Source organism: Limnoglobus roseus (assembly GCF_008254045.1).
Taxonomy (GTDB): domain Bacteria; phylum Planctomycetota; class Planctomycetia; order Gemmatales; family Gemmataceae; genus Limnoglobus; species Limnoglobus roseus.
Genome location: NZ_CP042425.1, coordinates 1,613,996 through 1,637,380, shown reverse-complemented (window position 1 = coordinate 1,637,380; position 23,385 = coordinate 1,613,996). Strand labels below are relative to the sequence as shown.

The window sequence follows — 23,385 nt, the reverse complement described above, 5'->3', positions numbered from 1 at the left end:
TCGGGCTCAACTCTTGTTGTAGACCAGCGTCATTAGTTCGTTGCGGGTCATCGGGTTCGACTTCACCAGCCCCCGGACGGCGCTGGTGATCGTCATCGCTCCCGGCTTGCGGACGCCGCGGATCGTCATGCACGAGTGGCTGGCCTCGATGATGACGCCGACGCCCCGCGGTTGCACTTCACTCATAATCAGATCCGCGATCGTCTCGGTCATCCGCTCCTGCACCTGCGGCCGTTTCGCCACCACATCGACGACGCGGGCGAGCTTGCTAAGGCCGACGACCTTCCCGTCCGGCAGGTAGCCGATATGGGCCTTCCCGGTGAAGGGTAGCAGGTGGTGTTCACAGCACGAGGCAAACTCGATGTCCTTGACTATCACCATCTCGTCGTGTTTCTGCGTGAACAGTTTCTGGAGGTGAATCGCCGGGTTGGTGTGCAGGCCGCTGAACACTTCCGCGTACATCCGGGCGACCCGATCCGGCGTTTCGAGCAGCCCTTCGCGGTCCGGGTCTTCGCCCACGGCGAGCAGGATTTCCCGCACCGCGTGCTTGATCCGCTCCACGTCCACCGGTTGGTACTCGGAGGCATGGAGGGCGGCCAACTTCGACAGGGTCATTTCTTCGGATTTTGCCACGGCTGCTCATCGTGAGGGTGGGACACCTCCATTGTAGGAGGGCCATCGCCTTCCGACGCCGACCGGCCCCGTGGTGTAGAATGGGGTATCCCCTTCGCCGGAGGTTCCGTTCATGGCCCTCACCGCCGCACAGGTTGCCGAGCAAAAGAAACAGGTCGAAGAGTTATTGGGATCGGTTGAACAACTCGGCTTCGCGAAGGCCCTGTTCTACGGCAAAGTCCGTGGCGATCTGGTGTTCCCGTACCCGACGTTACCGGTCGCGAAGCAGCAACAGGCGGATGAGGCGGCGGCGAAGGTGCGGATGTTTGCCCGCGACCGGATCGATGCCGTGAAGATCGACCGCGAGGCAATGATCCCCGATTCCGTCGTCCGCGGCCTCGGCGACCTCGGTGTCCTCGGCATGACGGCCCCCCCGAGCGTCGGCGGCCTCGGGTTCAACCAGCAGCAATACCTGAAGGTCATGGAAATCCTCGGCGGCCACTGCTCCAGCACGGCCGTCTTCGTGAACGCGCACCACAGCATCGGCATCCGTGCATTGCTCTTGTTCGGCACGCCGGAGCAGCAGGCGAAGTGGCTGCCGGACCTGGTCGCCGGGCGGAAACTGGCCGCGTTCGCGCTGACGGAACCGGAAGCCGGGTCCGACGCGGGGAACGTGCAGACGACGGCGGTGGAAGACGGCGACGGCTACGTTCTGAACGGTTTGAAGCACTACATCACCAACGGCGGCATCGCGGACGTTCTGACCGTGATGGCGAAGATGACCGGCCCCGACGGTAAGTCGCGGGTCACGGCGTTCTTCGTCACGCCGGACCTGCCGGGATTCGAAGTGGTGGAAGCGCGGGCCGAGAAGTGCGGCATTCGCGGCACCGCCACCGGGAAACTGCGGTTCACCAACATGCGCGTGCCGAAGGCCAACGTCCTCGGGCCGATCGGCAAAGGATTGAAGGTCGCGCTCACCGTCCTGGACTTCGGCCGCACGACGTTCGGGGCGAGTTGCACCGGCCACGCGAAGGCGTGCATCGAGGCGATGGTCGGGCACGCCAAGACCCGCCGGCAGTTCCAGCAAACGCTGAGCGAGTTCGAGTTGGTGAAGAAGAAGATCGCGTTCGCCGCCGCTCACACCTTCGCGATGGAGGCGGCCACGGCCCAGTGCGCCCGGTGCATCGACAGCGGGCAAGAAGACTTCATGCTGGAGACGGCGATCCTGAAGGTGTTCGCAACGGAACACCTCTGGACCATCGTGAACGACTGCATCCAAATCTTCGGCGGCAAGGCGTACTTCTGCGACCAGCCTTACGAGCGGTGGATGCGCGACGCCCGTATCAACCAGATCGGCGAGGGGGCGAACGACGTATTGAAGGCGTTCATCGCCGTCGTCGGCTGTCGCGGGCCGGGCGAGTACCTGAAGACGCTTCGCGACGACATGATCGGCGGCCGGTGGAGCTTCCGCAAGATCGGCGCGGCCCTCGGCGTCGGCACGAAACTCGTCCTCCCGTGGGCGAGCACGCCGACAGTGCCGGTGAATTCGCCACAACTCGCGGCCGACGCCGCATCGTTTGCCGCGAACGTGAAGAAGTTCGGCCTGGAACTGCCGCACGTCTTCCTGCGGCTGAAGGACGAGACAAAGTTCGTGCAGGCCCAACTCATCCACGAGCGGATCGCCGACATTGCGATCGACCTGTACGTGTCGGCGTGTACCCTCTCGCGACTCGATCACTTGCTCGCTCACCCGAGCAAGGATCCGCACGCCGACGTTGACGCCGGCCGGTACTTCCTGAAGATCGCCGCCCGCCGCATCGCCGCGAACTTCGCCGCGCTGACCGACCACGACGACGCCGACTGCGTGCGAACGGCCGACGGCGTGCTCGGGCGAAGATGACGGAGCTTACTTCCCCTCTCGCGGCCAAGGGGCCAGCTCGTTCGGCAGCGTGGCCCGAACGTCGGCCGCCTTCTGCGGCCGGTCGGTGGCGGCATACAAATCGGCGAGGGCTTGGCCGGCTTCGAACAGCCGGTTTCGGCCCGGTAGGGGAATCGTCGACTCGCGCTCCCGCAAGCCGGTGTAGCCCGCGACGAGGAACGGCTCCGCCTCGGCGGGCTTCTTTTGGCCCATCAGCGAAATGCCGATCATCGACCGGGTGGCGAAGATATTCCACGCATCCGGGAGAACCTTCTCGCGGATCGCCAGGCACTCGCGCAGGTACTTCTCGGCCACGGCAAACTGCTTGAATTTCAGGAGGTGAAGACTCGCTTGGCCCAGGATGCTCGCGAACGCCGGGTCGTGCGGCGGGGCGGCTTCCCGGTGGAGTCGCACGTACTCGTCGAACAAGTCGAGGCGGTCGCCTCCTTCCTCGGCATCAATGTACGTCCAGATGATGGCGTCGAGGGTCGCGAGATTCGTCCCGCCGAACTTGTCCCGCTTCCGTCGGAGAACGTCGGTGTAGACGGCGAGTGCCGGTTGATACCGCCGCGTGGCCCGGAAGTTGTCCGCGAGGTTGGTGAGCGTGTTCAGGGTTTCGACGTTATCATCGCCCAGTTCGGATTTCATCAGGCGTGCCGCGTCCTCGAAGATCGCGATGGCCCGATCCCGGTCCCCCCGGGTGGCGAGCGCCCACCCCAAGTTGTTCATGCTGATGAGCGTGTCTGGGTGCTTGGGGCCGAGCTTGGTCTTCCGGAGGGTCAGGGTTTCCTCGAACAGCTGGATGGCGTCGTCCAGTCGGCCGGCCAACTTGTAACTCATGGCGAGCCAGTTCATCGTCTGAAGGGTCATGGGATCGTCCCGCCCGAGTTTGATCTTTCGAGCCGCAACCACCTCCTCGAACAGACGGGCGGCCTCGTTTCCCTGTTGGGTCTGATAGTGTGCGTCGGCGAGGTTGTACATGGTGATGAGCGTGCTGTCGTGGCTCGGTTCCAGGTGCTTTTGCATCAACGCGAGCGTCTCTTGATAAATCGGGATGGCCTTCCGGACCTCGCCGGCGTTGGCGTAACTCAGGGCCAAGTTGTTCATCGCGACCAACGTGTCGAAGTCGCTCGCCCCCTTCTTTGCCTTCCGCACCTTCACCAACTCTTCGTTGAGCGGCACCGCCTTGGCCGCTTGGTTGGCCGTGCGGTACCATTCCGCAAGCCCCTGAATACTGGTGAGCGTGTCCGGGTGTTCGTTCCCGAGTTTGACGCGCCTCTGGCTCAGAGCACGTTCGTAGAGCGGAAACGCCTTGTCCGCTTGGTTGGCAGCCTGGTACGCCTCCGCCAGTGTGTACACGCTCGTCAGAGTCGTGGGGTGGTCGTGCCCGGCTTTTTGCTCCCGCGTCGCCAAAACCTCTTTGAGTAACGTGACGGCCTTTTCTCCCTGCCCGGCCTCGGCATAGAGCTCCCCGAGCTGGTTGAGGAACGCGAGGGTCTGGGGATCGTCGGGGCCGAGTTCTCGTTTCGCAACCCGGACGAGTTCTTCGGAGATCGGGATCAATTGCTCGGACGGCACGCCGCCCGCCCCGGCGGAACTGGCCAGGGTAACAATGGTGCCGAGCAAGCGCGTGACCGCCTCGGGGTCGTGGTCGTCGGCCGGATTCGCCTTCTTCGCCTGGATCAAATCGGTCCACAATCGCGTGGCCTTTTCGAGACGCCCGGTCACGCCGTAGACGCCCGAAAGGTTGTTCCGGGACGTCACCGCGTCGGCGTGTTGAATCCCCAGGAGGCGCACCCGCGTGTCGAGCGCTTTCGTGAAGAGCGGTTCGGCGTCCTTGGGAAAGCCGAGGCTCACGAGCGTCTGGCCGAGGCGATTTTGCAGGTCGGCGACCGTCACCGGGTCGCCGACGGCCTCCGCGTCGAGTTCCTGCCCGGCCTTCACCAACCGGCCCGCCAGCACGGCCTCCAGGGGCTTGGTCTTTTGCTTGATTGCGAGAGGGTCCAGGTCTTCGAAGATCGACAAGATGACGGCGTTGTTCTTCTCGATCTGCTTGAGCCGCTTCCCGGTCAGTTCGTTCGCGAGCTTCTCCGCGGCGGTAGCGGCGAGTGCCTTCGCCGTTTCCCCCTCCGCCAATTCTTTGGCCTGATTCGTTAGCGCCAGTTGGCCCGCCGTCGCGGCCTCGGCGTTCGTCGCCCGCACGGCCTGCCACACGGTCGCCGCGATGCCGGCCGTGAGCACCCCGATCACGACGCACGCCGAAATGGTCAGCACCCGGCGGCGCGTGTTGGCCGACGCCCGGGCGATCTCGGCCTGCACGGCCCGCTGGTCGGCTTCCGCCCGGATGCGGGCCACCTCGGCCGCCACGGCCGACCCATTCAGCAGTCTCTCCGCTGGGTCCACCGCGAGGCACCGCTTCGCCAGCGCGACCAGTTCCGGGTCGGCCCCGCACCGGTCCAGGCGGGCGAAGGCGTCCCCGACTTTGCCCTGGGCCGCCAGTTGCCGGGTCGATTCGCCACTCCCGCCGACGAACGGCGGTTGACCCGTGAGGATGACGCACAGGATCGCGCCCAGGCCGAAGACGTCGCTCTGCTCGCCGATCTGATCGACGGCCCCGATGGCCTGTTCCGGCGGCATGAACGCGGGCGTGCCGAGAATCGACCCGGCACTCGTCTTGGAATCGTCCGACATTCCCGGGTCGTGGAAGGTGGTCGCGACGGTGGTTTCGGCCGTGTCGTCGGTGGCGTCGCCGTGGAATTTCGCCAACCCCCAGTCCATGACTTGCACTTCGCCGAACGCCCCGACCATGACGTTCAACGGCTTCAGGTCGCGGTGGATGACGCCCTTACTGTGGGCGTACCCGATGGCCTGGCAAATGGCCTCGAACGCAGCCACGAACCGGCCGCGGTCCTGGGCCGTGTCGGTGCGGGCCTTCAAGAGCACGTCGAGCGTTTGCCCCTTGACGAGCTTCAGGGCGAGGAAGGGGCAGCCGTTGGAAGCGGTGCCGAGGTCGTGGACGGGGGGAATGTTGGGGTGTTGGAGTTGGGCCGTGATCCGCGCCTCGTACTCGAACCGCCGCCGGGCGTGGAGCGAGTCGTTGTACCGCTCGTGCATCACCTTGACGGCCACGTCCCGCATGAGGGCGGTGTCCGCGGCCCGGTAGACCGCGCCCATGCCGCCCTCGGCAATCAAGTCTTGCACGTCGTAGCGGTCGCCCACGGCGGGGGGGCCGGTGTTGGGTGTGGCCGAGATCTCGGCCGACCGCTTGTTCTGGTCCGGGGTGGCGGCCTGCGTACCCGACGCTTCAAATTCCGACATGACGACGACTCCGGGCGGGTGTCGCCATTTTACCTGCACATGGGCGTCACACCAGCAGGTTCTTTGCGGCCGGAATTCCCAATGACCTCGGCTCGCGCGAAGTTTGTCGTCCTGACTGGCCACCACGCCGACAACGTGCGAACCGCCGACGGGGTGCTGGGGGTATTCGGCAGGTCAAAGCAGTGAGCAGCTGACAAAATACGTTCGGCAACCGAGATACACAACAGGGGATGTCAATGCAATGATTTGATGGTACCCCTTTACCCTACCGAGCTAAGCCATGAGTACTGTTGCTGTTCTGATTGACTCCTACCTCAATCACTTAAACGATCTCGTGGCCACCGGTCAGCGGAAACCTGGAACACGCGATTGGTACGCCATACAGTTTCGGAAACTTCGTCGGCTCGTCGGTGAGAGGCCAGCCGACGAGGTGCGGCTCAAGGACTTGGCAAAGATCCGGTACACGTACCAGTTTGCCCGATCACTGAAATCCCTCTTCCGTTGGGCGGCTGACGAAGAGTTGATATCTCGCCACCCTTTCTGCAAGCTGACCGTACCCCCGTGCGGTCAGCGGAAGCGGACCATCCGGCGCGACGAAATGGCCAGGCTCTATCGTGCGGGGAGACGCCCACTTCGCCGGTATCTGATGATGATGCGATACACGATTGCTCGTCCCGGCGAGCTGCGTACATTGCGGTGGTCGCAGGTCGATCTTGCCGGCCGGGTGCTGCGGTTGCGGGAGTCCAAGCCGAAAGGGCGGCCACGAGGCGGGGTACGGGAACGCCAACGCGACCGGGTGATACCCCTCGGTAAGATGGCCCTTCGCATATTAACAACTTGGCAGGGGCGACGGCAACCGCTCCCGACTGATCCCGTGTTCCCCGGCCGGGGCGGTCGGGCCTGGACGGGGAACGCCCTCCGTTGTTTGATGCGACGGGCGCGGAAGGCCGCTGAATTAGTAGCGGACGTGAACGGCGAGCGGATCGTGATCTACACCCTCCGGCACACCGGAGCGACCGAAGCGATTCGGGCGGGCGTGCAGCAAATCGTCCTCGCAGCAATGTTAGGCCATGAAAATCTCGAAACGACCAAGCGCTACGTACACCTCAACGAGGCCGACATTCTTACGGGGATCGATCAAGCACTATCCGGCGTAAAGCGTGAACGAAACTTGGGGGCGACGGGGCCGACACCGATCTCGACTGTACCGACAGAGGCCGAGGCACAGGTGCAAAGAATCAGAAATTTATTCGAGGAGCTGATGATTGGAGCGGGTGCAGATACCCTAAAGGTGTTAGATGTTCTACTGACCCGGCTTACGGGCCGCTCTCCTCTGACGGGTAGTTGAATTTTTTCGGCGGTGGTCCGGAACTATAACCCAAACCACCGCCGCGTTGTGATAAGTGAGTACATCGAGACAAGCCATTTGGTCATCCAAATCTGCTGGCCCAATTACACTAACAGCTTCTTCATCACATTCCCGTGCACATCCGTCAGGCGGAACGGGCGGCCCTGGAACTTGAACGTCAGCTTCGTGTGGTCGAAGCCGAGCAGGTGCAACAGCGTTGCGTGCAGGTCGTGGACGTGGACCTTGTCCTCCACCGCGTTGAAGCCGAGGTCGTCGGTCGTACCGATCGTTTGGCCGCCCTTGATGCCGCCGCCGGCCAGCCAGTACGAGAAGGCGTTCGGGTGGTGGTCGCGGCCGTCCGACCCGCCCTGTACCATCGGCGTCCGGCCGAACTCGCCGCCCCAGATCACCAGCGTATCGTCCAGCAAGCCGCGCTGCTTCAGGTCCGTCACCAGCGCGGCCGACGCTTGATCGGTGTTCTTGCAGTTCTTCTTCAGGTCGTTGACGAGGTTGCCGTGTTGGTCCCAGGCTTCATGGTAAATCTGCACGAACCGCACGCCCTTCTCGATCAGCCGGCGGGAGAGCAGACAGGCGTTCGCATAAGTGTTCTTGCCGGGTTCGGCCCCGTACAGGTCGAGCGTCTTCTTGTCTTCCTTACTGATGTCCATGACTTCCGGGGCGGCGTGCTGCATCCGGTAGGCCATCTCGTAGCTGTTGATCCGCGTGGCGATCTCCGGGTCGCCGACGCTGTCGAGGCGGAGCTTGTTCAACTTGTTGATGCCGTCGAGCGCGTCCTTCTGCGAAGCGGCGTCGATGCCGTTCGGGTTGTTGAGGAATAACACCGGCTCAGTCCCGCCGCGGAACTGCACGCCGTTGTACACCGTGGGAAGGAAACCGCTGCCCCAACAGGCGTTGCCACCGCTCGGCCCCTTGCTGCCGGTACTGAAGACGACGAAGCCCGGGAGGTCTTTTGATTCCTGGCCGAGACCGTAGAGGCCCCACGAGCCGAAGCTCGGGCGGCCGAACTGCATCGCCCCGGTGTTCATCATGCACTGGGCCGGGGCGTGGTTGAACGCATCCGTCACCATCGACCGCACGATGGCGATGTCGTCGACGATCTTCGCCGTGTGCGGCAGCAACTCTGAGAGTTCCGCCCCGCTCTGGCCGTGCTTCGCGAACTTGAACTTCGGGCCGAGACACTTCGAGTTCGGGTTGATGAACGCCGCCCGGTAGCCGTCGAGCAGCTTCGCCGGCGGCAGCTTGCCGTCCTGCTTCGCGAGTTCAGGCTTGTAGTCGAACAACTCCAGATGGCTCGGTGCCCCGGCCTGGAAGAGGTAGATGACGCGCTTGGCCTTCGGCGCAAAGTGCGGCGATTTCGGCGCGAGCGGATCGTCGGCCGCGTAGCCGTCGTGCGTGAGCATCGCCGAGAAGGCTGCCGCGCCGAGGCCGACGCCGCACTGTTGTAGGAACCAACGACGCGCAAGCGGGGTGTGCATGGGAGAAACCCTGGAGAGTCAGTCCACGTCGAACAGGAGTATCTTACCCGAATCGCTCACCACCACGGCTTTACTTCGCCGCCGCGAAGAACACGTTCATGATCTCCAGCCCCTCGGAGGCCTTGATCGTTAGCGGGGCTGCGTCGCCTTCTAGGGCGATCGTGTACCGCGACCACGTGCCGGGCTTCATCAACGGTGGCTGCTTTACCGTCAGCATCTTGCCGTCGACCAGGATTTCGAACTCTCCAACCGATTTCGCCGGCATCTTCCAGTCGAAGATCAGTTCGCCCTTGCCGAGCTTCGTGGTCGTGGTCAGATCGCCCTGGCCGGTCGATTGCAATTTCTCGCCCCCGACCTTCCAGCCTTCGCCGGTCCAACCGGTGAGCGTGAGGCCGTCGAAAAGGCTCTTGTGCCCGGCGTACTCGGTGGCGGTCTGTTCCTTCGAGGGGTTCGTACTCGGCAGTTCCTTGATCGTCATGTTGCGGAAGTGGCACTCGACGCCCTCGCTTTCCAGGGCGAGGTAGCCCTTCCGCGGGCTGCACTGGCTGACGCCGGACACTTCCTTGCCGTTGACGTGCAGCTTCACGACGCCGTCGTTGGCGATGATCTTGTAGTGGTTCCATTCGCCGGCCGGCTTCGTGCGGTTCTCGCTCGGCAGGCACCGCTCGATTCCCTTCGGGTGCGGCCGGTCGGGTTTGCACTTCGCCCCCCAAATACTGAAGATGTCGCCTTCGCTCGTCGCCCACCCGTCGGCCGGCTTGTAGTTGAGCAGCACTTGCACCTCGATGCCGCGAGTGAACGGCGTGCCGACGGCCGGGAGCGGGTCGTTCCAGAGGTAGATGCCACTGTTGGCCATCTTGGTCTTCTCGACGTGCATCCACTCGACTTCCATCTCGAAGTTCTCGTACATCCGCTCGGTGCGCAGGAAGCCGATCGGCTGCCCGGTGGTGACGACCTCGTTGCCCTTCACGAAGAAGGTGGACGGGGCACAGTTGGCGTTCACCCAGCCGCTGAGGTCCTTGCCGTTGAACAGCGGCACGGCCGCCGGTTCGGCGGCCATGGCGGGAGACGCGAGGAAGAGCAAGACGACGAAGGAGCGCATGAAGAATCTCCGGGGTGGGCCGGAGATAGTCTATGCGCGGTTCGGTACGATTTGGGTCAAAGTGTCGGCTCAGTTCCGGCTGAATGGCCGGGCTTTGCGCGATTCGAGGCCGAGGGGGTCGTTGACGAGTTTCAGGTAGCAGGTGCCGCAGATGTCGTAGGCGCGGCGGACGCAGACCGGCAGCATCTCGGCGGTGTCGCGCGCGTCGTCGGCTTCGCTCTGCCCCTCGCGCTCGAGGAGGAGTTCGTCCATGCTCTCCACGCTGTCCTCGTCGGCTTCGAGGTCGTCTTCTTCCAGGACCGTCGGCTCTAACTCTTCGGAGACAGGACTGCCTTCGACTTTCCAGACGAACCGGGGGTCGGTGTCGGGGTTGAGAGTCTTGCCGCACACATCGCAAGAGAAGAGACGCATGGCGGGTGGTGCTCCTGGTGTCATGGGGGCCGAGTCGGGGCGGTCGGCGGTCGCGGCCGGTGGCCAGGGTTTTCGTCACCCCTGCGCGCACGTGAGTCCTCTCTTCCATTCGTCACAGTTTTCGCGTCGCGAGTCAAGCGCAATTTGGCGGCCGGGGAAGTTATGGCGGCTGCGCGGGTTGTCCGATTTGCAACTTCTCCTGTCGAACTTGCACGACCGGCGGGGCCGGTACGCTCGATTCTTTCCCCAGCTTGCCGGGGCGGGTGGGTCGACGGGTAACTCTTGCGAAATGGCGTTTGGCACGGGGCGTGCGTTAAGGGTTCCTCGTCCTCGCCGGTCGGCCCGACGCGGGAAAACATCGGGCCGACTGATGAGGACCGTGGCAACTCCCCCAACCTTCCCCCTGAACGGCTCGGCCCATTCCGAGCCGGCACACCTACCCGCCTCATCCCCTGGCAACTCCCCACGGCCGGCGCGTTCAGCGCCGGCCGTGTCGTTTTCCGAAGCGGAAATTACCAACTTCCTGTTACCGAAGCGTTGCGCCGGGTTCTCACCCGCCTTGCTATACTCTGCGCAGTTCCTCTCCCATTTGAGCGAAAGACAGGTGGACCATGACGCGACTGCCACTGGCGGCGCTCGTTCTCTTTGCCGCGATCGGTCCCACCCGGGCGGAACCGGCCGCCGCGCTCGGTGCCCTGGCCAAGATACCGGTCAAGGAAGTGACAGTCTTCAAGGACGGCCACGCCTATGTCGTGCATCAGGGGACGATGCCCGTGGACGCCGCGGGGAACGTCTTGCTCGACTTGCTACCGAACCCGGTGCTCGGCACGTTCTGGCCGTACAGCGCGAACCCGGCGGTTGCGCCGCAATCGGTGACGGCCGGGCGGCGGCGGGTGACGGTCGAACAGACGGCTCTGACCCTCCGCGAACTGATCGAAGCGAACCCCGGCGCGGAAGTCGTCGTTACCGAGGGGAGCAAGCCGCCGTACCCCGCGACCATTGTAAAGGCTCTTTCGCGACCGACGGAAGAAGTCGAGAAGTCGGCCCCCGTGCCGGGTGGGGAGAGCTTGCCGCAGAAGGGGAATGTGCTGTTACTGAAGACCATCGAGGGCACGAAGGCGGTGTCGATCGACGCCATCACCGACGTGAAGTTCGTCGGCAAGTACGAGACGAAACTGAGCCAAGAAGAGTACCGGAACCTGCTGACGATGAAACTCGACTGGGCCGGCCAACCGGCTGCGAAGTCGGCCGAGGTCGGCATGGCCTACGTGCAGAAGGGCATCCGATGGATTCCGAACTACCGCGTCGAACTCGACGGCAAGGGCAAGGCCACGGTCAAGATGCAGGCCACGCTCATCAACGAACTCACGGACTTGAAGGACGCCACCGTCAACCTCGTGATCGGTGTGCCATCGTTCTACTTCAAAGACTCGGCCGACCCGATCGCACTGAACCAGGCGTTGACGCAACTGTCGTCATACTTCGAAGCCGATGGCACCCGCACGCAGTTCGCCCTCAGCAACTCGATGATGACGCAGAACATCGGGGCTCCACAAATGGCTGGGTCCGGAGGGCGGGCAGCGAACCCCGGCCCGAACCTCGGGCCGGACCTCGGCGGCAACCAGAGCGAAGACCTCTTCGTCTTCACCCTGACGAACGTCACCCTCGCGAAAGGGCAGCGGATGGTGTTGGCCGTGTCGCAGCAGAGCGTCGATTACAAGGACGTGTACACCCTGGACGTGCCGTACGCGCCGCCGCTGGAACTCCGCCGGCAGGTGAACGACGCGCACACGGCCGAGTTGGTGAAGATGATGGCCGTGCCGAAGGTACAGCACAAGGTCCGCCTGACGAACGGCAACGCCCAACCGTTCACCACCGCCCCAGCCCTGATTCTGAAGGACGGCAAAGTGTTGTCGCAGGCGATGATGACCTACACCTCGAAGCAGAACACCGTGGACCTGACGCTGACGACGGCCATCGACGTGCGGGTGAAGAAGAAGGACAAGGAGACGAAGCGGACGCCGAACGCCCAGACTTACGACGGCCACGCCTACTGGCGGATCGACATCGGCAGCAGCCTGGAACTAACGAACAACGGCCCGAAGGCGGTCGAGGTGGAAGTGACGCGGTCCGTCCTGGGCAATCTCGACAAGGCCGCCGACGGCGTGAAGGCCGAGATGGTCAACCTGCTGGAAGACGACGACGACACGAGCATTTCCGCCCGCCCCGGCTGGTGGGGTTCCTACTCGTGGCCGGTCTGGTGGGGCCACTTCAACGGCGTCGGCCGCATCACCTGGACCGCAAAGCTCGAACCCGGCCAGAGTAACGAGAAGGCGTACTCGTGGTACTACTACTGGCGGTGATGCAGTCGGAAGAACACTGCGGCTACTCCTTCGCCAGCCAATCGACCGCCAGAATCTTCAGGCCGCCCGTCGGTGAGGCGGCTTCGAATCGCACGTTCGTGGGTCGCGGCGTGGTCGGGAAGACCAGCGCGTTCCCCTGCGGCGGGAAGAGGTTCGGGTAGGCCGTCGCACGGTGCGGGATGCCGCCGTCGGACCACGTCAGGGCCACTTCTTGCCACGCCTCCAATCGAGTCTGCTCGATGCGGACACGGAGGGCGATCACCGTCGTTGGCGCATCCGCAATTGTCACCGCCGGGGGCGAGCTGCCGCTGCTGAACGGCGTGTTGTCGCACCCCGGCAGCATCGCGTCCGGCGGCATTGCCACGGGGAGTGAAACGGAAGGCGGGTCGGCCGGGGTTCGGGCGAACGCCCCGATTTTCGCGTCGCGGAGGGCGGCGATGTTCTGGCCGTGCGGGTCGTAGATCAGCCACTGCCCGCCGTACTTGCCCGCGAGGAACAGCGCCGGCGTGCCCCGCTCCACGTCGGCTAGGAAGCCCTTCTGGTTCGCCTTTTGCTGTAACCCCTGACGGTAGCCGTCCTTCGCGTTGACGGCGAACACTACTATCGCCCCGACCGCGGCGACAGCGAGCCACGCCGGGCGGAACGGCACGTACTGCCGCAGGGCCATCCACGCGATCGCGAGGCCGACGGCGCTCGGAGTGATGAAGCGGTGCCCCTGGGCGTGGCCCCGGTACCACGCGATCGTGACGGCCACGGCCAGGTGGCCGAGCAGGACGGCGAAGAGGCCCGCGGCGCGAAGACGTTCCGCACGGTCCGCGAGCACCACCCGCCCGGTGACGGCGAGCGCCGCCAGCACCAAGCCGAGGCCGACGGACCCCGCCAGGACGCGCGACACGCCCCACGGTCCGAAGCCGTCCGGCCCGAAACCGGTGCCGAGGTACATCACGAGGGCTTCGACAAACCCGCCGAAGTTTGGTTTCGCCTGCGAGGCCATCGGCGGCGGCGTTGTCAGCACGACGAATGTGACGTACCCGGCCACCGCGACCGGCACGATGCCCAACAGAATCGAGCGCTGCCGCCACGCCGCGAACGCGACCCACAGGACCAACGGCCCGCTCCACCCGAGACCGAACCCGCCGTTCAGGGCCATCAGCCCCAAGAACAGCGCGCCGAGCCAAGCGGCTTTCTTCTCCGATTCCAGCGTTGTCGCCCACGCGAACCCGGCGGCGCAGAACACGACGAGGCTGAACGCAATCTGATACCCCATCAGCCACGCGAACCAGTGGCCCCAGTGCAGCAACACCGCCGGCACGAACAGGTCCGCGAGGTGCAAACGTCCGCACCGCCGGCGGATCGCCGCGAGGAGGAAGCCGACGCTCGCGAACATCAGTCCGAGGGTCACGAACGTCCCCGCCCGGAAGTCGAAGCGGGTCAGACTCAGCGAGGCGTACCAGAGGGTCTTCGCCAGGATGTAACGGTGCTCGTTGTGGTGGGCCGTCACCCACTTCCACGAGAAGCCCTGGTGCAGCACCTCGGTCAGCAGGTACCACTCGTCGCCGACGGGGCAGTTGCTACCGAAGCGGAGGACGAACGCGACCGCCGCCACGAACAGGGCGATCGTGCCGACCGCCACGACGCGGGGGGCGGGCAGCGGCGGCCACGCGATTCGCGGGAGGGACAGGCGTTGGAGCAGATTCGGAAACATGCGAAGCCCCGGCAAAAGCGCGAACCGACCGACCCGGACCGCTCTCCGGGCAGTATCCTGCCTTGTATCGGCCGCCCGACTTGAGGAATTCATGGCATCCAAGAAGAAGAAGGTCCGCGTCGAGATGCGGCGGAACCTGTCGAAGCCGCCGCGCGAAAATGACGTGACCCGGCAGTTTCAGGACAACGGGGCGCACGACGTGGCCAACACCGAGCGGGTGCGGGCCAAGGGCGACGCTTCGCGGCACCGCACCATCATGGCCGAGGACGCCGCCGCCATGCCGGGGACGGAGGGCGGGTGGGTTCGCGGGCGTGTGGTCCGCGTCCACGGCCTTTACAGCTACGTGGAACTCGACGACGGCCGCACCGTCCGCTGCACCGTTCGCCGCGTGTTGAAGAGTTTGCAGGTCGACGAGCGGAGCATCGTCACGACGGGCGATTGGGTGTGGGTGGCGGCGGGCGGCGACGCGCTGCGGGGGGCGGAACCCGAGGGCGTGATCGAGCGCATCGACCCCCGGCACGGCGTTCTCACCCGGTCGTCGCGGCGGCGGGAACACGTCCTCGTCGCGAACGTCGATCAACTCGTGATCGTCATGTCGCTGGTGCAACCGGAGTTGAAGGTTCACCTGATCGACCGTTACATCGCGTCGGCCGAGAAGGGCGGGCTGAAGCCGGTGCTCGTGCTGAACAAGATCGACCTCGCCGACCCGGTGGCCTTGCAACCCCTTGTCGGGGCGTACTCGCAGATCGGCATTCCGACGATCCTGGCGAGCGCACAAACCGGCGTCGGCGTCGCGCGACTTCGGGCGATGCTCAAGGATCGGGCGACGGTCTTCTCCGGGCAGTCCGGCGTCGGCAAGTCGTCGCTGTTGAACGCCGCCGAGCCGGGGCTGTCGCTGCGGGTCAGCGAGGTGAGCGACGTGAACCAGAAGGGGAAGCACACCACGACGACGGCCGAACTGATCCGCCTGTCGTTCGGAGGGTGGGTGGTGGACACACCCGGCGTGCGGCAGTTGCAACTCTGGGACACGCGGCCCGAGGAAGTCGAGGGCTACTTCAGCGAACTGCGGCCGTTCATCGCGCTCTGTCGCTTCCCCGACTGCACGCACACGCACGAGTCCGACTGCCGCGTGAAGGACGCCGTCCGGCGGAAACTCGTCAGCGGCCGGCGGTATTACAGCTACCTCGGGCTGTTCAACGGTGTGGAAGAGTGACGGCGTTCGCACGTTCGATCCTGCGTTGACAACGGCGGCGGGGCCGTTACTCTGGGCGGCCTTACACCGAGAGCCGTTCCATGACCTCACACTCGGCCACACGCCACCTGCACCTCGCGGGGCTGGCCGGCGTCGGCCTGTACGCCGCGGCGGCCGTGTTCTTCCGCGTCGATGCGGCCAGCGGTGTCCGTGAAGCGTTCCGCTGGGTGCTCGTCCTTGGGCTGCTCGCGGCTTTCGCCGTCGCCTACCGCGCTGTCCGGCGGTTGCCGGAGTCGCTTCGCGGTCGGCGAATCGTCGCAGGGTACGCGGTCGCCCTCGCGGTGACGGCGGCCGTTGTGCCGGCGTTCCAATCCAACGACCTGTACATCTACGTGAACATCGGCTGGCAGCAGGCCGGGTACGGCGTCAATCCGTACCAGACGCTCCTGTACGAAATGCCGACCGGCCTGACCGACCCGATGTTCTGGCAGGAGTGGCAGTTCGTCCCGTGTACCTACGGCTTCCTGTTCGCGCTGGAATCGTGGGCCGCACTCGCGATCAGCGGCCCCGACCACGGTCTGGCGGTATTCGTATTGAAGGCCGTGGCGGTGATCGGGTTCCTGTTGCTCAGCGGGATGATCTGGCTTGGCGGCCGGTCCCTTGGTCGGGAGTACCCGACGCGCCACGCCCTGCTGGTGGCGTGGAATCCGTTGATGTTGCTGCACGGCGTCTCGAACGCGCACAACGACGTCCTGTTCGCCCTCGGCGTGGCCGTCGCCGTCGTGGCGTTCCTTCGCGGGTGGTGGCTGGTCGTATTCCCGGCTCTCGTGGCCGCGGCACTGGTGAAGTACCTCTCGGTCCTGGCGGTCCCGTTCGTATTGCTGGCGGCGGTTCGGCGGTTCGGTTGGACGCGGACGGCGGTGAGTTGCCTCGCCGGGCTGCTCCTGGCGGTGGCGTGCTGGTGGCCGTATCGCGACGGGTTTGACGCATCGTACTTCGAGCGGACGGGCAAGAACCTCTCGGCGACGGACAAGTCGCTCGCAACGATCGCCCTATGGCCGGTGGAGGTGTTGAAACTGCGCGGGGGCGTAGAGCAGATCCTCCCTTCGATCGTGAAGGCGGCGGGCTGGTTCGCGTTCGCGGTGGTCGTGGGGGCGGCGTTCGTCCGTCGGGTCCGCGACGGCAACGGCGGCGGTGAGGCGCTGGCCCGTGACTGTGTGCTGGTGCTACTCGCGGCGATCCTGGCCAGTTCGAAGTACCACTCGTGGTACCTGCTGATGCTCCTGCCGCTGGCCGTGTGGCTTCCCGCCGCGAGCCGACTGCGGCAAGCCGCGCTGGCGTTGGGCGTCGCGAACTTGCTGTCGTTCACGTTCGTGTACCATTCCCACCTGCTGAACGCAGTGTTGATCCTGCTGTTGCCCCTCGTCCACGTCTGGCGGCGGAACCCGATGGCACAATCGCCACGATCCGATTTTCGGCTTCAATTGCCCGACTCGACGCGCCGACGGTCGTAACCCAAAGGGGTTTGTCGGCGCGACCGTTACCACTTCCCGCGCCTGTCCCGTTTGCGTGCCTGCCCCAGAGTTCGGGCCGCTGATTTCTGCAACACGGCCGCCGCGCAACTGGTATGCCAGAATGGGTTCGCGTCGGCGCGATTGAATCGATTTTTGCGCGTCGAGACGGCCCCACCGGCACGATTGCGCTAGCTTCCGTCGGCGGCACCCGCAGGACTGTCCGAACCGGCGATCTTTGCCCGAATCAAACGACCCGTGCGACGGGCGCATTCACATCCAAGCTCGCGAGATTTTGCGTCTTCTCCGTCCTCGTTTGCTTTCCCATTCCCCGTTTGCGCGTCATCTTTCCGCAAGCACACAGATACCCCACGCTGAATGGTAAGCGGCAAACGGAAAGGTCGCGGCGAGGGGAACTCTGGAGTGTGGGAACAGGAGTTGAAGAGATGAACGTTCGCCGATTGAAGGTCTGTATGCTGACGGCCGCTGCCGTCGGGATGACCGCGGCCGACGCTTCGGCGTTCGGCGGGCGGCTGTTCGGTAAAAAGTCCGCCGACTGCGGTTGTGCGGCTGAGCCAACGTGTGCGGCTCCGGCTGAAACCTGCGGCGGCTGCGGCGCTCCCGCCGGCGGCTGTGCCGGCCCGGCCGGTGGCTGCGGCGCGGCGGCGGGCGGCTGTGCCACGCCGGCCCCGGCTCCGGCCCCGACCTACACCACGGTCAAGGAAACCGTCCTGGTTCCGACGCAGGTCCAAGAGACCCGCACCGTGCTGAAGACCGAATGGAAGCCCGAGACGTACACCGCCTACAAGACGGAATGCGTCCCGGAAACCAAGACCCGCACCTACACCGTCAGCGTCCCGAAGACGGAAACGGTGATGGAAAGCCGGACCGTGACGAAGTCCATCCCGGAAACGGTGATGGAAAGCCGGACCGTGACGAAGAAGGTCCCGGTCACGGTGATGGAAACCAAGACCATCACGAAGAAGGTGCCCGTCACGAAGACGGTCACGGTGATGGAAACCCACTGGAAGACCGAACAGGTCACGGAAATGAAGTCCAAGACCGTGCGGAACGTGAGCTACGTTCCGACGGAAGTCCACGTGGGCCCCGGCCTGGTGGACCGCCTGAAGTCGTTCTGCGACCCGTGTGCGACGAACTGCGGCAAGACCGTGACCGTGTGCAAGAAGCACGTCTCGTGCGACACGGTTTGCGAGCCGGTGACGGTTTGCAAGAAGGTCAAGGAATGCGTTCCGGTGACGAAGCAAGTTTGCAGCTGGGAGTGCGTGTCCGAGTGCGTGACCGTGCCGGTGTGCAAGTGGAACTGCGTGACCGAAACGATCCAAGTGCCGGTCTGCCGTCACCGCTGTGTGACCGAAACGATCCAAGTGCCGGTCTGCAAGACGACGCACGTGTGCGAAACGAAGACGGAAACCTACACCGTCAACGTCGCCAAGCAAGTGGCCTACCAGGCCACCCGCAACGTGTGCGTGCAAGTGCCCCACACGGAAACGGTGACGGTTTGCAAGATGGTCCCGACGGTTGTTGAGAAGCAAGTGCTCGTGTCGAACGGCTGCGGCAACGGCTGCGGTGGTCCGGCGACCGGCGGCTGCGACGCCTGCGGCCACGCGGCAGCGGCTCCGGCGGCTTGCGACAGCGGCTGCGGTAGCAGCCGGGTCGGCATCCTCGATCGTCTGAAGGCTCGCCTCGGCAGCTGGAAGAAGTGCGATAGCGGTTGCGACAGCGGCTGTGCGGCTCCCGCCCCGGCTTGCGGCTGCCACTAAGATGTAACCCCCGCGTGGAGGGCAAACCCGTCCGCCCTCCCGCACACAACCCGAAGCCCCGGTCGGCCCCTCACCGACCGGGGCTTCCGTGTTTCTCCCGGTACGGTCGCCACGCCGTTGCCCATCCTTCCGTTGTCATCTCCCGCCCGATCGGGTATCCCTGAAGGAAAGGGTTCCTCTTCCTCCGGCGGTCCTCGCTCATGCAAGTCACGCTCGAATACGGCAAGACCGGTCTCGCGGTCACGCTCCCGGACGACCGACTGATCGCCCCACCGCTGGCCATCGCCGACGCCGTGCCGCTAGCCGACCCGGCAGCCGCAATCGCCGATGCGATCCGCAACCCGATCGGGACGCCACCCCTGTCCGAGTTGGCGAAGGGGAAGAAGACCGCGTGCATCGTCATCTGCGACATCACGCGGCCGGTGCCGAACAAGCTGATCCTGCCGGAACTGACGCGCACACTCGAAGCGGCCGGCGTCCCCCGCGACGGCATCACGATCCTGAACGCAACCGGCCTGCACCGCCCGAACAAGGGCGACGAAATGGTCGAACTCGTCGGCGAGTTCATCGCGACGACGTACAAGTGCGTGAACCACCACGGCAAGGTGCTGCACGAGCACGACTATCTGGGCACCACGCCGAACGGCGTGCCGATGTGGATTGACAACCGCTACACCACGGCGGACCTCAAGATCACGACCGGCCTGATCGAGCCGCACCTGATGGCCGGGTACAGTGGTGGGCGGAAGTTGATCTGCCCCGGCATCGCGGCCCTGGAGACGGTGAAGCGGTGGCACTCACCGCGGTTCCTCGAGCACCCGAAGGCCGACTGCGGCAGCGTGGACGGGAACCCGGTTCACGAAGAGAACACGTACATCGCTCTGAAGGCCGGGTGCGATTTCATCGTGAACGTCTGCATCGACGGCAAGCGCCGCGTCACCTGGGTCGGGGCCGGCCACATGATCGAGGCGTGGCAGGCCGGCGTGCAGTTCTGCCGCGACGTGGTGAAGGCCGGCGTGCCGGAACCCGTGGACGTGGTCGTGACGAGTTGTGCCGGCTACCCGCTCGACACCTCCTGGTATCAGGCCGTGAAGGGGCTGACCGGGGCACTGCCGATCGTGAAGAAGGGCGGCACCATCATCCTCGCCGCGAGCCTGACGGAAGGGCTGGGCAGCCCAGAATTCCAGGAGTTGCTCGACGAGTACAGCAAGAAGGGCCTGTACAAGAGCTTGAAGGTGGCCACGGTGGAGCGCGAAACCCGGCCGCACGACACGTGCGAGATGGATGAGTGGCAACTCGTGATGTTGCAGAAGGTGCTGGCCCACTGTCGCGTGAAGGTGGTCACGGGCGGTCTGTCGGCCGAGGTGCTGAAGACCTGCTCCGTCGAGGCGGCGGCGAGCGTCGAGGAGGCCCTGGCCGAATCACTGACCGAGTACGGCCCGGCCGCGAAATTGGCGGTCATCCCGAAAGGGCCGTATGTGATGCCCTACGTGATGGGGGCGTAAGAGGTTATGCAACTACGGGAAGCCCTGACGCAGATCGCGGAAATACGCTCGGCCGTCGCGGCCACGGAGCAGTTCCGCGGCTACCGAGCCGTGCCGGTCGCCTTCTCCGGTGGACTCGCGATCTTGGCCGCGGCCGTGCAACCTCTGCTCCTGCCGAGCCCGGGCGACGACCTGCGCGGCTACCTGCTCCTCTGGTTCTCGGTCGCCATCCTCGGCCTCGGGGCGGCCGGCCTGCGGATCGTGAAACGCGACTGGTTCGCCGCGAGCGTCATGCGGCGGGAACTCACCCGGCATGCCGTCGCGCAGTTCGCCCCGTGTCTGGCCGCCGGATTACTCGTCACGGTCGCGATTGCCCGGCACTCGGCCGACGCGGCCTGGATTTTGCCGGGAGTCTGGCAAGTCGTCTTCAGCCTCGGCGTGTTCGCGTCGTGGCGACTTTTGCCGAAGCCGACCGTTTGGGTCGGTGTCTTCTACCTGTTGGCCGGCACGTACAATCTCGCCTTCTCGCACGGGCCGGCCGCGTTCGACCCGTGGGCAATGGGCGGGCCGTTCGGACTGGGTCAACTGGCTGTGGCGGCAATCCTCTATTGGAACTTGGAGCGGACCGATGGCTGAGTCGAAACCGGCCTTCGACGGCCTCGATCGCGTGATGCACGAGAAGGCCCGCCTGGGCATTCTCACCTGCCTGCTCAAGAAGCGAGACGGCCTCACGTTCACCGACCTGAAGGATGCCTGCGACCTGACCGACGGCAACCTCAGCCGGCACCTGACGACTCTCGAAGAGGCGGGGCTGGTGGAAATCACGAAGGGCACGAACGGCCGTCGCCCGCAGACACTCGTCTGCCTGACGAACGTCGGGGCGAAGCGGTTCGTGGACTACCTCGCGCTGCTGGAAAGCATCGTCGCCGGGGCGCTGGAGTCGGCCGAAGGGGAACCCGTGAAGCCGAAGGTGCGATTCTCGACTACGTAACGGCGATTACAAAAGTGGACACCGGTCGGAGATTTTCGCGTGACACGTCGATTTTCCAATCTAAATTGATCGGAGAGAGTCGCCCGCACATCTTATCGTGAGATTCGTTATGACCGCCACCGAGTCCCCCGCAACTTCCAAGGCCGAACGCCGTATCGCCCCCCGCTTTCAGCCCGCGTTTTCCACGGTCTGCCGCCTCTACCGGGCCGGGGTCGGAAAGCGGCCCGTCGCCGGGTTGGTCTGGAACCTGTCCGAGACCGGGATCAGCATGTTGACCGCGGACGACCTGAAGCCCGGCGAACAGATGGCCGCCGAGTTGGAAGCTGAGTCCGGCGGCCCGGTCGTTCGGGTGGACCTCCGCGTGGTCCATGCCGCCCAGGTGCCGACCGGCGACCGCCTGATCGGTGCGCGATTCGCCGAAGCCCTGGACGCCGCCGCGATTCAATCGTTCGTGACGCCGCCGGAGAGGGATGCCACCCGCCGCGACGACGTTCTGGACGGGTGGAAGCTGCCGAAGAAGGGGTGATTCAGCGGGGAGTGGTTTTCCCCCCGCCTTGCCGGCGGGGTCAAGTCGTTTCACATCGGTCGCGGTGAACTCGACGCCGATCAGCGCGCCGACGGACACCTCTTCCCCCTGGTAGGTGGTGAACCCGCGACGGACGTGGACCTGCCACAAGAGCGGCCCCTTCGCGGAGCGCACGGCCTCCCGCAGTTTGGTGCCGCGGTCGCCGTCGATGGACGGGATGACGGTCGTGCGGTCCTTGCCCGGTTGCAGCGGCTGATCGTCTTGCTCTTGGCCGACGATGTATTCGCGAACGCCCTGGACGAACGGCCACGGGATCGGCCCGCCGGGGAATCGCTCGGTTCCCACGATCACGGCCGACAGCGGCGACGGGGCGTCGGCGGTCGCGAAGCGGTTGTACGCTGGGTCGAGCGGGCAGAAGGCGTGCGTTTTCGAGAGGTTCCGCACGCGAGCCTTGAGCACAAGGCATTCCACATCTCGCGGCAGACCGGCCGCTTTCCCTTCCCACTTCGTGCGGCGTTCTTCCACACCGATCGGTTCAAACTCCAACTCGCCGAGGGCCAACCGCTCGCCGAGTTTTACCCGCAGTTCGGCCGGGATCGGCTGGTTCGGGTCCACCGGCAGGGCCGAGACTTTCTTCGGGTCGGTCTGACGGTACTGGCCGAAGAAGTCGGGGATCGTTGAGAGTGGGTGCGGGTTCTTGTTCCGCGTCCAGCCCCACGCGGCGAAGAGCGTGACGGCGGCGGCGTAACTGACCAGGACCCAGAAAAGCGTGCCGCGGCCCGCCGGTGGTGGCACGAGTGGGGCGAGTCGCCGGCCGGATGCGGGGGCCGGCGGGGCCGGGTTCGAGGCCGGCGGGCCGTTGAGCTTCGCCCACGGGTCGGACGCCTTGGCCGGCGGCGGGGCGCTCACCAGCGGCGCGGGGGCCGGGACCGGGGCGGGCCGTTGCGGTTCGAGCTTCGGGAACAGGGTGAAATCGGGCTGCGACAGGTCTTTCTTGATGAACGGCGTGGCCGGCCCGAGGATCGGCCGCGGGATGTCGCCGGACTCGATCGCGTCGGTCGGGGGCATCGCCTGCCGTTCGGCGTTCGCCGTGTTGAAGTCGATCGCGCCGGACGGTTGCGTCCCAACGAGGTCGGTCGAACTCGGCAGGTCGGGGAGAAGCGGCCGGGGGGCGGACGGGGCGGCGAAGAGGCTGTCTTCTTCGTGTTCCGAGTCGCCGAAGATGCTCTCCGCCCCCTCGCGGCGGCCCGGCTGAGGGGCGAACGATGGTAGTGGGATGTCGCCTTCCGTCGACGGGGCGAACGCTTCCGGCGGTGTCGCGCCGTGGGCGATTGCCGGCGTCTCGGAAGCGGCCGGCGGCTTCGGCGGCATGCTTGTCGGGACGATGACGACCTGCCGGCAGTGCGGGCACCGGACCTGTCGGCCGGTCAACTCCAACCCGACGCCCATGCGGCGGCCACACTTCGGACACGCGAACGTTAACGGCTGCATGACTTGCGAATCTCGGGGCACGATCGTGAACCGGCCAGACTGGTCCTGAGACAGTTTAGCGGATGATCGCCGCAGGTGCGGCGGGAATCGCTGATTTGTCAGCCACGAACGCGGTCGGAAATTCTCGCCCAAATTT

General features: G+C 65.2%; 19 protein-coding genes. 13 read left to right on the top strand and 6 right to left on the bottom strand.

Going from position 1 to position 23,385, the window contains the following annotated elements:
* Positions 1-6: 6 nt before the first annotated feature.
* Positions 7-615, bottom strand: a complete 609-nt coding sequence (gene folE, locus PX52LOC_RS06720) for a GTP cyclohydrolase I FolE (protein ID WP_149115430.1) — start codon at positions 613-615, stop codon at positions 7-9.
* A gap of 130 nt (positions 616-745) precedes the next feature.
* Between folE and PX52LOC_RS06715 the strand changes: the two genes are divergently transcribed.
* Positions 746-2,512, top strand: coding sequence for an acyl-CoA dehydrogenase family protein (locus PX52LOC_RS06715; RefSeq protein ID WP_149109363.1), 1,767 nt, complete (start codon positions 746-748; stop codon positions 2,510-2,512).
* A gap of 6 nt (positions 2,513-2,518) precedes the next feature.
* Here the strand turns inward: PX52LOC_RS06715 and PX52LOC_RS06710 are convergent, their stop codons facing one another.
* Positions 2,519-5,848: a tetratricopeptide repeat protein gene (locus tag PX52LOC_RS06710; protein ID WP_149109362.1), complete on the bottom strand. Its 3,330-nt coding sequence runs from the start codon at positions 5,846-5,848 to the stop codon at positions 2,519-2,521.
* A 280-nt stretch (positions 5,849-6,128) separates the two neighbouring features.
* Between PX52LOC_RS06710 and PX52LOC_RS06705 the strand changes: the two genes are divergently transcribed.
* On the top strand, positions 6,129-7,196 hold the full coding sequence (locus PX52LOC_RS06705) for a tyrosine-type recombinase/integrase (protein WP_149109361.1): 1,068 nt from the start codon (positions 6,129-6,131) through the stop codon (positions 7,194-7,196).
* Positions 7,197-7,300: 104 nt separating this feature from the next.
* Here the strand turns inward: PX52LOC_RS06705 and PX52LOC_RS06700 are convergent, their stop codons facing one another.
* The 3 genes from PX52LOC_RS06700 to PX52LOC_RS06690 all read right to left on the bottom strand — a co-directional run bounded on the left by PX52LOC_RS06700 (position 7,301) and on the right by PX52LOC_RS06690 (position 10,205).
* Positions 7,301-8,692, bottom strand: a complete 1,392-nt coding sequence (locus PX52LOC_RS06700) for a DUF1501 domain-containing protein (protein ID WP_149109360.1) — start codon at positions 8,690-8,692, stop codon at positions 7,301-7,303.
* Between the two features lie 70 nt (positions 8,693-8,762).
* Positions 8,763-9,794: a family 16 glycoside hydrolase gene (locus PX52LOC_RS06695; RefSeq protein ID WP_149109359.1), complete on the bottom strand. Its 1,032-nt coding sequence runs from the start codon at positions 9,792-9,794 to the stop codon at positions 8,763-8,765.
* Between the two features lie 69 nt (positions 9,795-9,863).
* On the bottom strand, positions 9,864-10,205 hold the full coding sequence (locus PX52LOC_RS06690) for a hypothetical protein (protein ID WP_149109358.1): 342 nt from the start codon (positions 10,203-10,205) through the stop codon (positions 9,864-9,866).
* A gap of 611 nt (positions 10,206-10,816) precedes the next feature.
* Between PX52LOC_RS06690 and PX52LOC_RS06685 the strand changes: the two genes are divergently transcribed.
* A complete protein-coding gene (locus PX52LOC_RS06685) occupies positions 10,817-12,568 on the top strand; it encodes a DUF4139 domain-containing protein (RefSeq protein WP_149109357.1) in 1,752 nt (583 codons plus the stop codon).
* Positions 12,569-12,590: 22 nt separating this feature from the next.
* On the opposite strand, the gene PX52LOC_RS06680 is transcribed toward PX52LOC_RS06685, so the two are convergent.
* A complete protein-coding gene (locus PX52LOC_RS06680; RefSeq protein WP_149109356.1) occupies positions 12,591-14,273 on the bottom strand; it encodes a hypothetical protein in 1,683 nt (560 codons plus the stop codon).
* Between the two features lie 91 nt (positions 14,274-14,364).
* Between PX52LOC_RS06680 and rsgA the strand changes: the two genes are divergently transcribed.
* From rsgA to PX52LOC_RS06630, 10 genes are all read left to right on the top strand, one after another.
* Positions 14,365-15,486 (top strand): ribosome small subunit-dependent GTPase A, encoded by a 1,122-nt coding sequence (rsgA, locus tag PX52LOC_RS06675; protein WP_149109355.1) that lies wholly within the window; start codon positions 14,365-14,367, stop codon positions 15,484-15,486.
* A gap of 80 nt (positions 15,487-15,566) precedes the next feature.
* Positions 15,567-16,979 (top strand): hypothetical protein, encoded by a 1,413-nt coding sequence (locus tag PX52LOC_RS06670; RefSeq protein WP_149109354.1) that lies wholly within the window; start codon positions 15,567-15,569, stop codon positions 16,977-16,979.
* 443 nt (positions 16,980-17,422) lie between these two features.
* A complete protein-coding gene (locus PX52LOC_RS06665; RefSeq protein ID WP_149109353.1) occupies positions 17,423-18,757 on the top strand; it encodes a hypothetical protein in 1,335 nt (444 codons plus the stop codon).
* A gap of 200 nt (positions 18,758-18,957) precedes the next feature.
* Positions 18,958-20,262, top strand: a complete 1,305-nt coding sequence (gene larA / locus PX52LOC_RS06660) for a nickel-dependent lactate racemase (RefSeq protein WP_149109352.1) — start codon at positions 18,958-18,960, stop codon at positions 20,260-20,262.
* A gap of 6 nt (positions 20,263-20,268) precedes the next feature.
* Positions 20,269-20,877, top strand: a complete 609-nt coding sequence (locus PX52LOC_RS06655) for a hypothetical protein (protein WP_149109351.1) — start codon at positions 20,269-20,271, stop codon at positions 20,875-20,877.
* A complete protein-coding gene (locus PX52LOC_RS06650; protein WP_149109350.1) occupies positions 20,870-21,232 on the top strand; it encodes a transcriptional regulator in 363 nt (120 codons plus the stop codon). The genes PX52LOC_RS06655 and PX52LOC_RS06650 overlap by 8 nt, the downstream gene beginning before the upstream one ends.
* A gap of 109 nt (positions 21,233-21,341) precedes the next feature.
* Entirely contained in the window at positions 21,342-21,758 is a 417-nt protein-coding gene (locus PX52LOC_RS06645; RefSeq protein ID WP_149109349.1) for a PilZ domain-containing protein, read from the top strand.
* Positions 21,759-21,893: 135 nt separating this feature from the next.
* Positions 21,894-22,439 (top strand): hypothetical protein, encoded by a 546-nt coding sequence (locus PX52LOC_RS06640; protein WP_149109348.1) that lies wholly within the window; start codon positions 21,894-21,896, stop codon positions 22,437-22,439.
* Between the two features lie 88 nt (positions 22,440-22,527).
* Positions 22,528-23,013, top strand: coding sequence for a hypothetical protein (locus PX52LOC_RS06635; protein ID WP_149109347.1), 486 nt, complete (start codon positions 22,528-22,530; stop codon positions 23,011-23,013).
* 21 nt (positions 23,014-23,034) lie between these two features.
* Entirely contained in the window at positions 23,035-23,298 is a 264-nt protein-coding gene (locus PX52LOC_RS06630) for a hypothetical protein (RefSeq protein WP_149109346.1), read from the top strand.
* Positions 23,299-23,385 lie beyond the last annotated feature (87 nt).

Coding starts and splice junctions, on each gene's coding strand:
- folE (WP_149115430.1), bottom strand. CDS start 615: ATGACCCTGTCGAAGTTGGCCGCCCTCCATGCCTCCGAGTACCAACCG.
- PX52LOC_RS06715 (WP_149109363.1), top strand. CDS start 746: ATGGCCCTCACCGCCGCACAGGTTGCCGAGCAAAAGAAACAGGTCGAA.
- PX52LOC_RS06710 (WP_149109362.1), bottom strand. CDS start 5,848: ATGTCGGAATTTGAAGCGTCGGGTACGCAGGCCGCCACCCCGGACCAG.
- PX52LOC_RS06705 (WP_149109361.1), top strand. CDS start 6,129: ATGAGTACTGTTGCTGTTCTGATTGACTCCTACCTCAATCACTTAAAC.
- PX52LOC_RS06700 (WP_149109360.1), bottom strand. CDS start 8,692: ATGCACACCCCGCTTGCGCGTCGTTGGTTCCTACAACAGTGCGGCGTC.
- PX52LOC_RS06695 (WP_149109359.1), bottom strand. CDS start 9,794: ATGCGCTCCTTCGTCGTCTTGCTCTTCCTCGCGTCTCCCGCCATGGCC.
- PX52LOC_RS06690 (WP_149109358.1), bottom strand. CDS start 10,205: ATGCGTCTCTTCTCTTGCGATGTGTGCGGCAAGACTCTCAACCCCGAC.
- PX52LOC_RS06685 (WP_149109357.1), top strand. CDS start 10,817: ATGACGCGACTGCCACTGGCGGCGCTCGTTCTCTTTGCCGCGATCGGT.
- PX52LOC_RS06680 (WP_149109356.1), bottom strand. CDS start 14,273: ATGTTTCCGAATCTGCTCCAACGCCTGTCCCTCCCGCGAATCGCGTGG.
- rsgA (WP_149109355.1), top strand. CDS start 14,365: ATGGCATCCAAGAAGAAGAAGGTCCGCGTCGAGATGCGGCGGAACCTG.
- PX52LOC_RS06670 (WP_149109354.1), top strand. CDS start 15,567: ATGACCTCACACTCGGCCACACGCCACCTGCACCTCGCGGGGCTGGCC.
- PX52LOC_RS06665 (WP_149109353.1), top strand. CDS start 17,423: ATGAACGTTCGCCGATTGAAGGTCTGTATGCTGACGGCCGCTGCCGTC.
- larA (WP_149109352.1), top strand. CDS start 18,958: ATGCAAGTCACGCTCGAATACGGCAAGACCGGTCTCGCGGTCACGCTC.
- PX52LOC_RS06655 (WP_149109351.1), top strand. CDS start 20,269: ATGCAACTACGGGAAGCCCTGACGCAGATCGCGGAAATACGCTCGGCC.
- PX52LOC_RS06650 (WP_149109350.1), top strand. CDS start 20,870: ATGGCTGAGTCGAAACCGGCCTTCGACGGCCTCGATCGCGTGATGCAC.
- PX52LOC_RS06645 (WP_149109349.1), top strand. CDS start 21,342: ATGACCGCCACCGAGTCCCCCGCAACTTCCAAGGCCGAACGCCGTATC.
- PX52LOC_RS06630 (WP_149109346.1), top strand. CDS start 23,035: ATGTCGCCTTCCGTCGACGGGGCGAACGCTTCCGGCGGTGTCGCGCCG.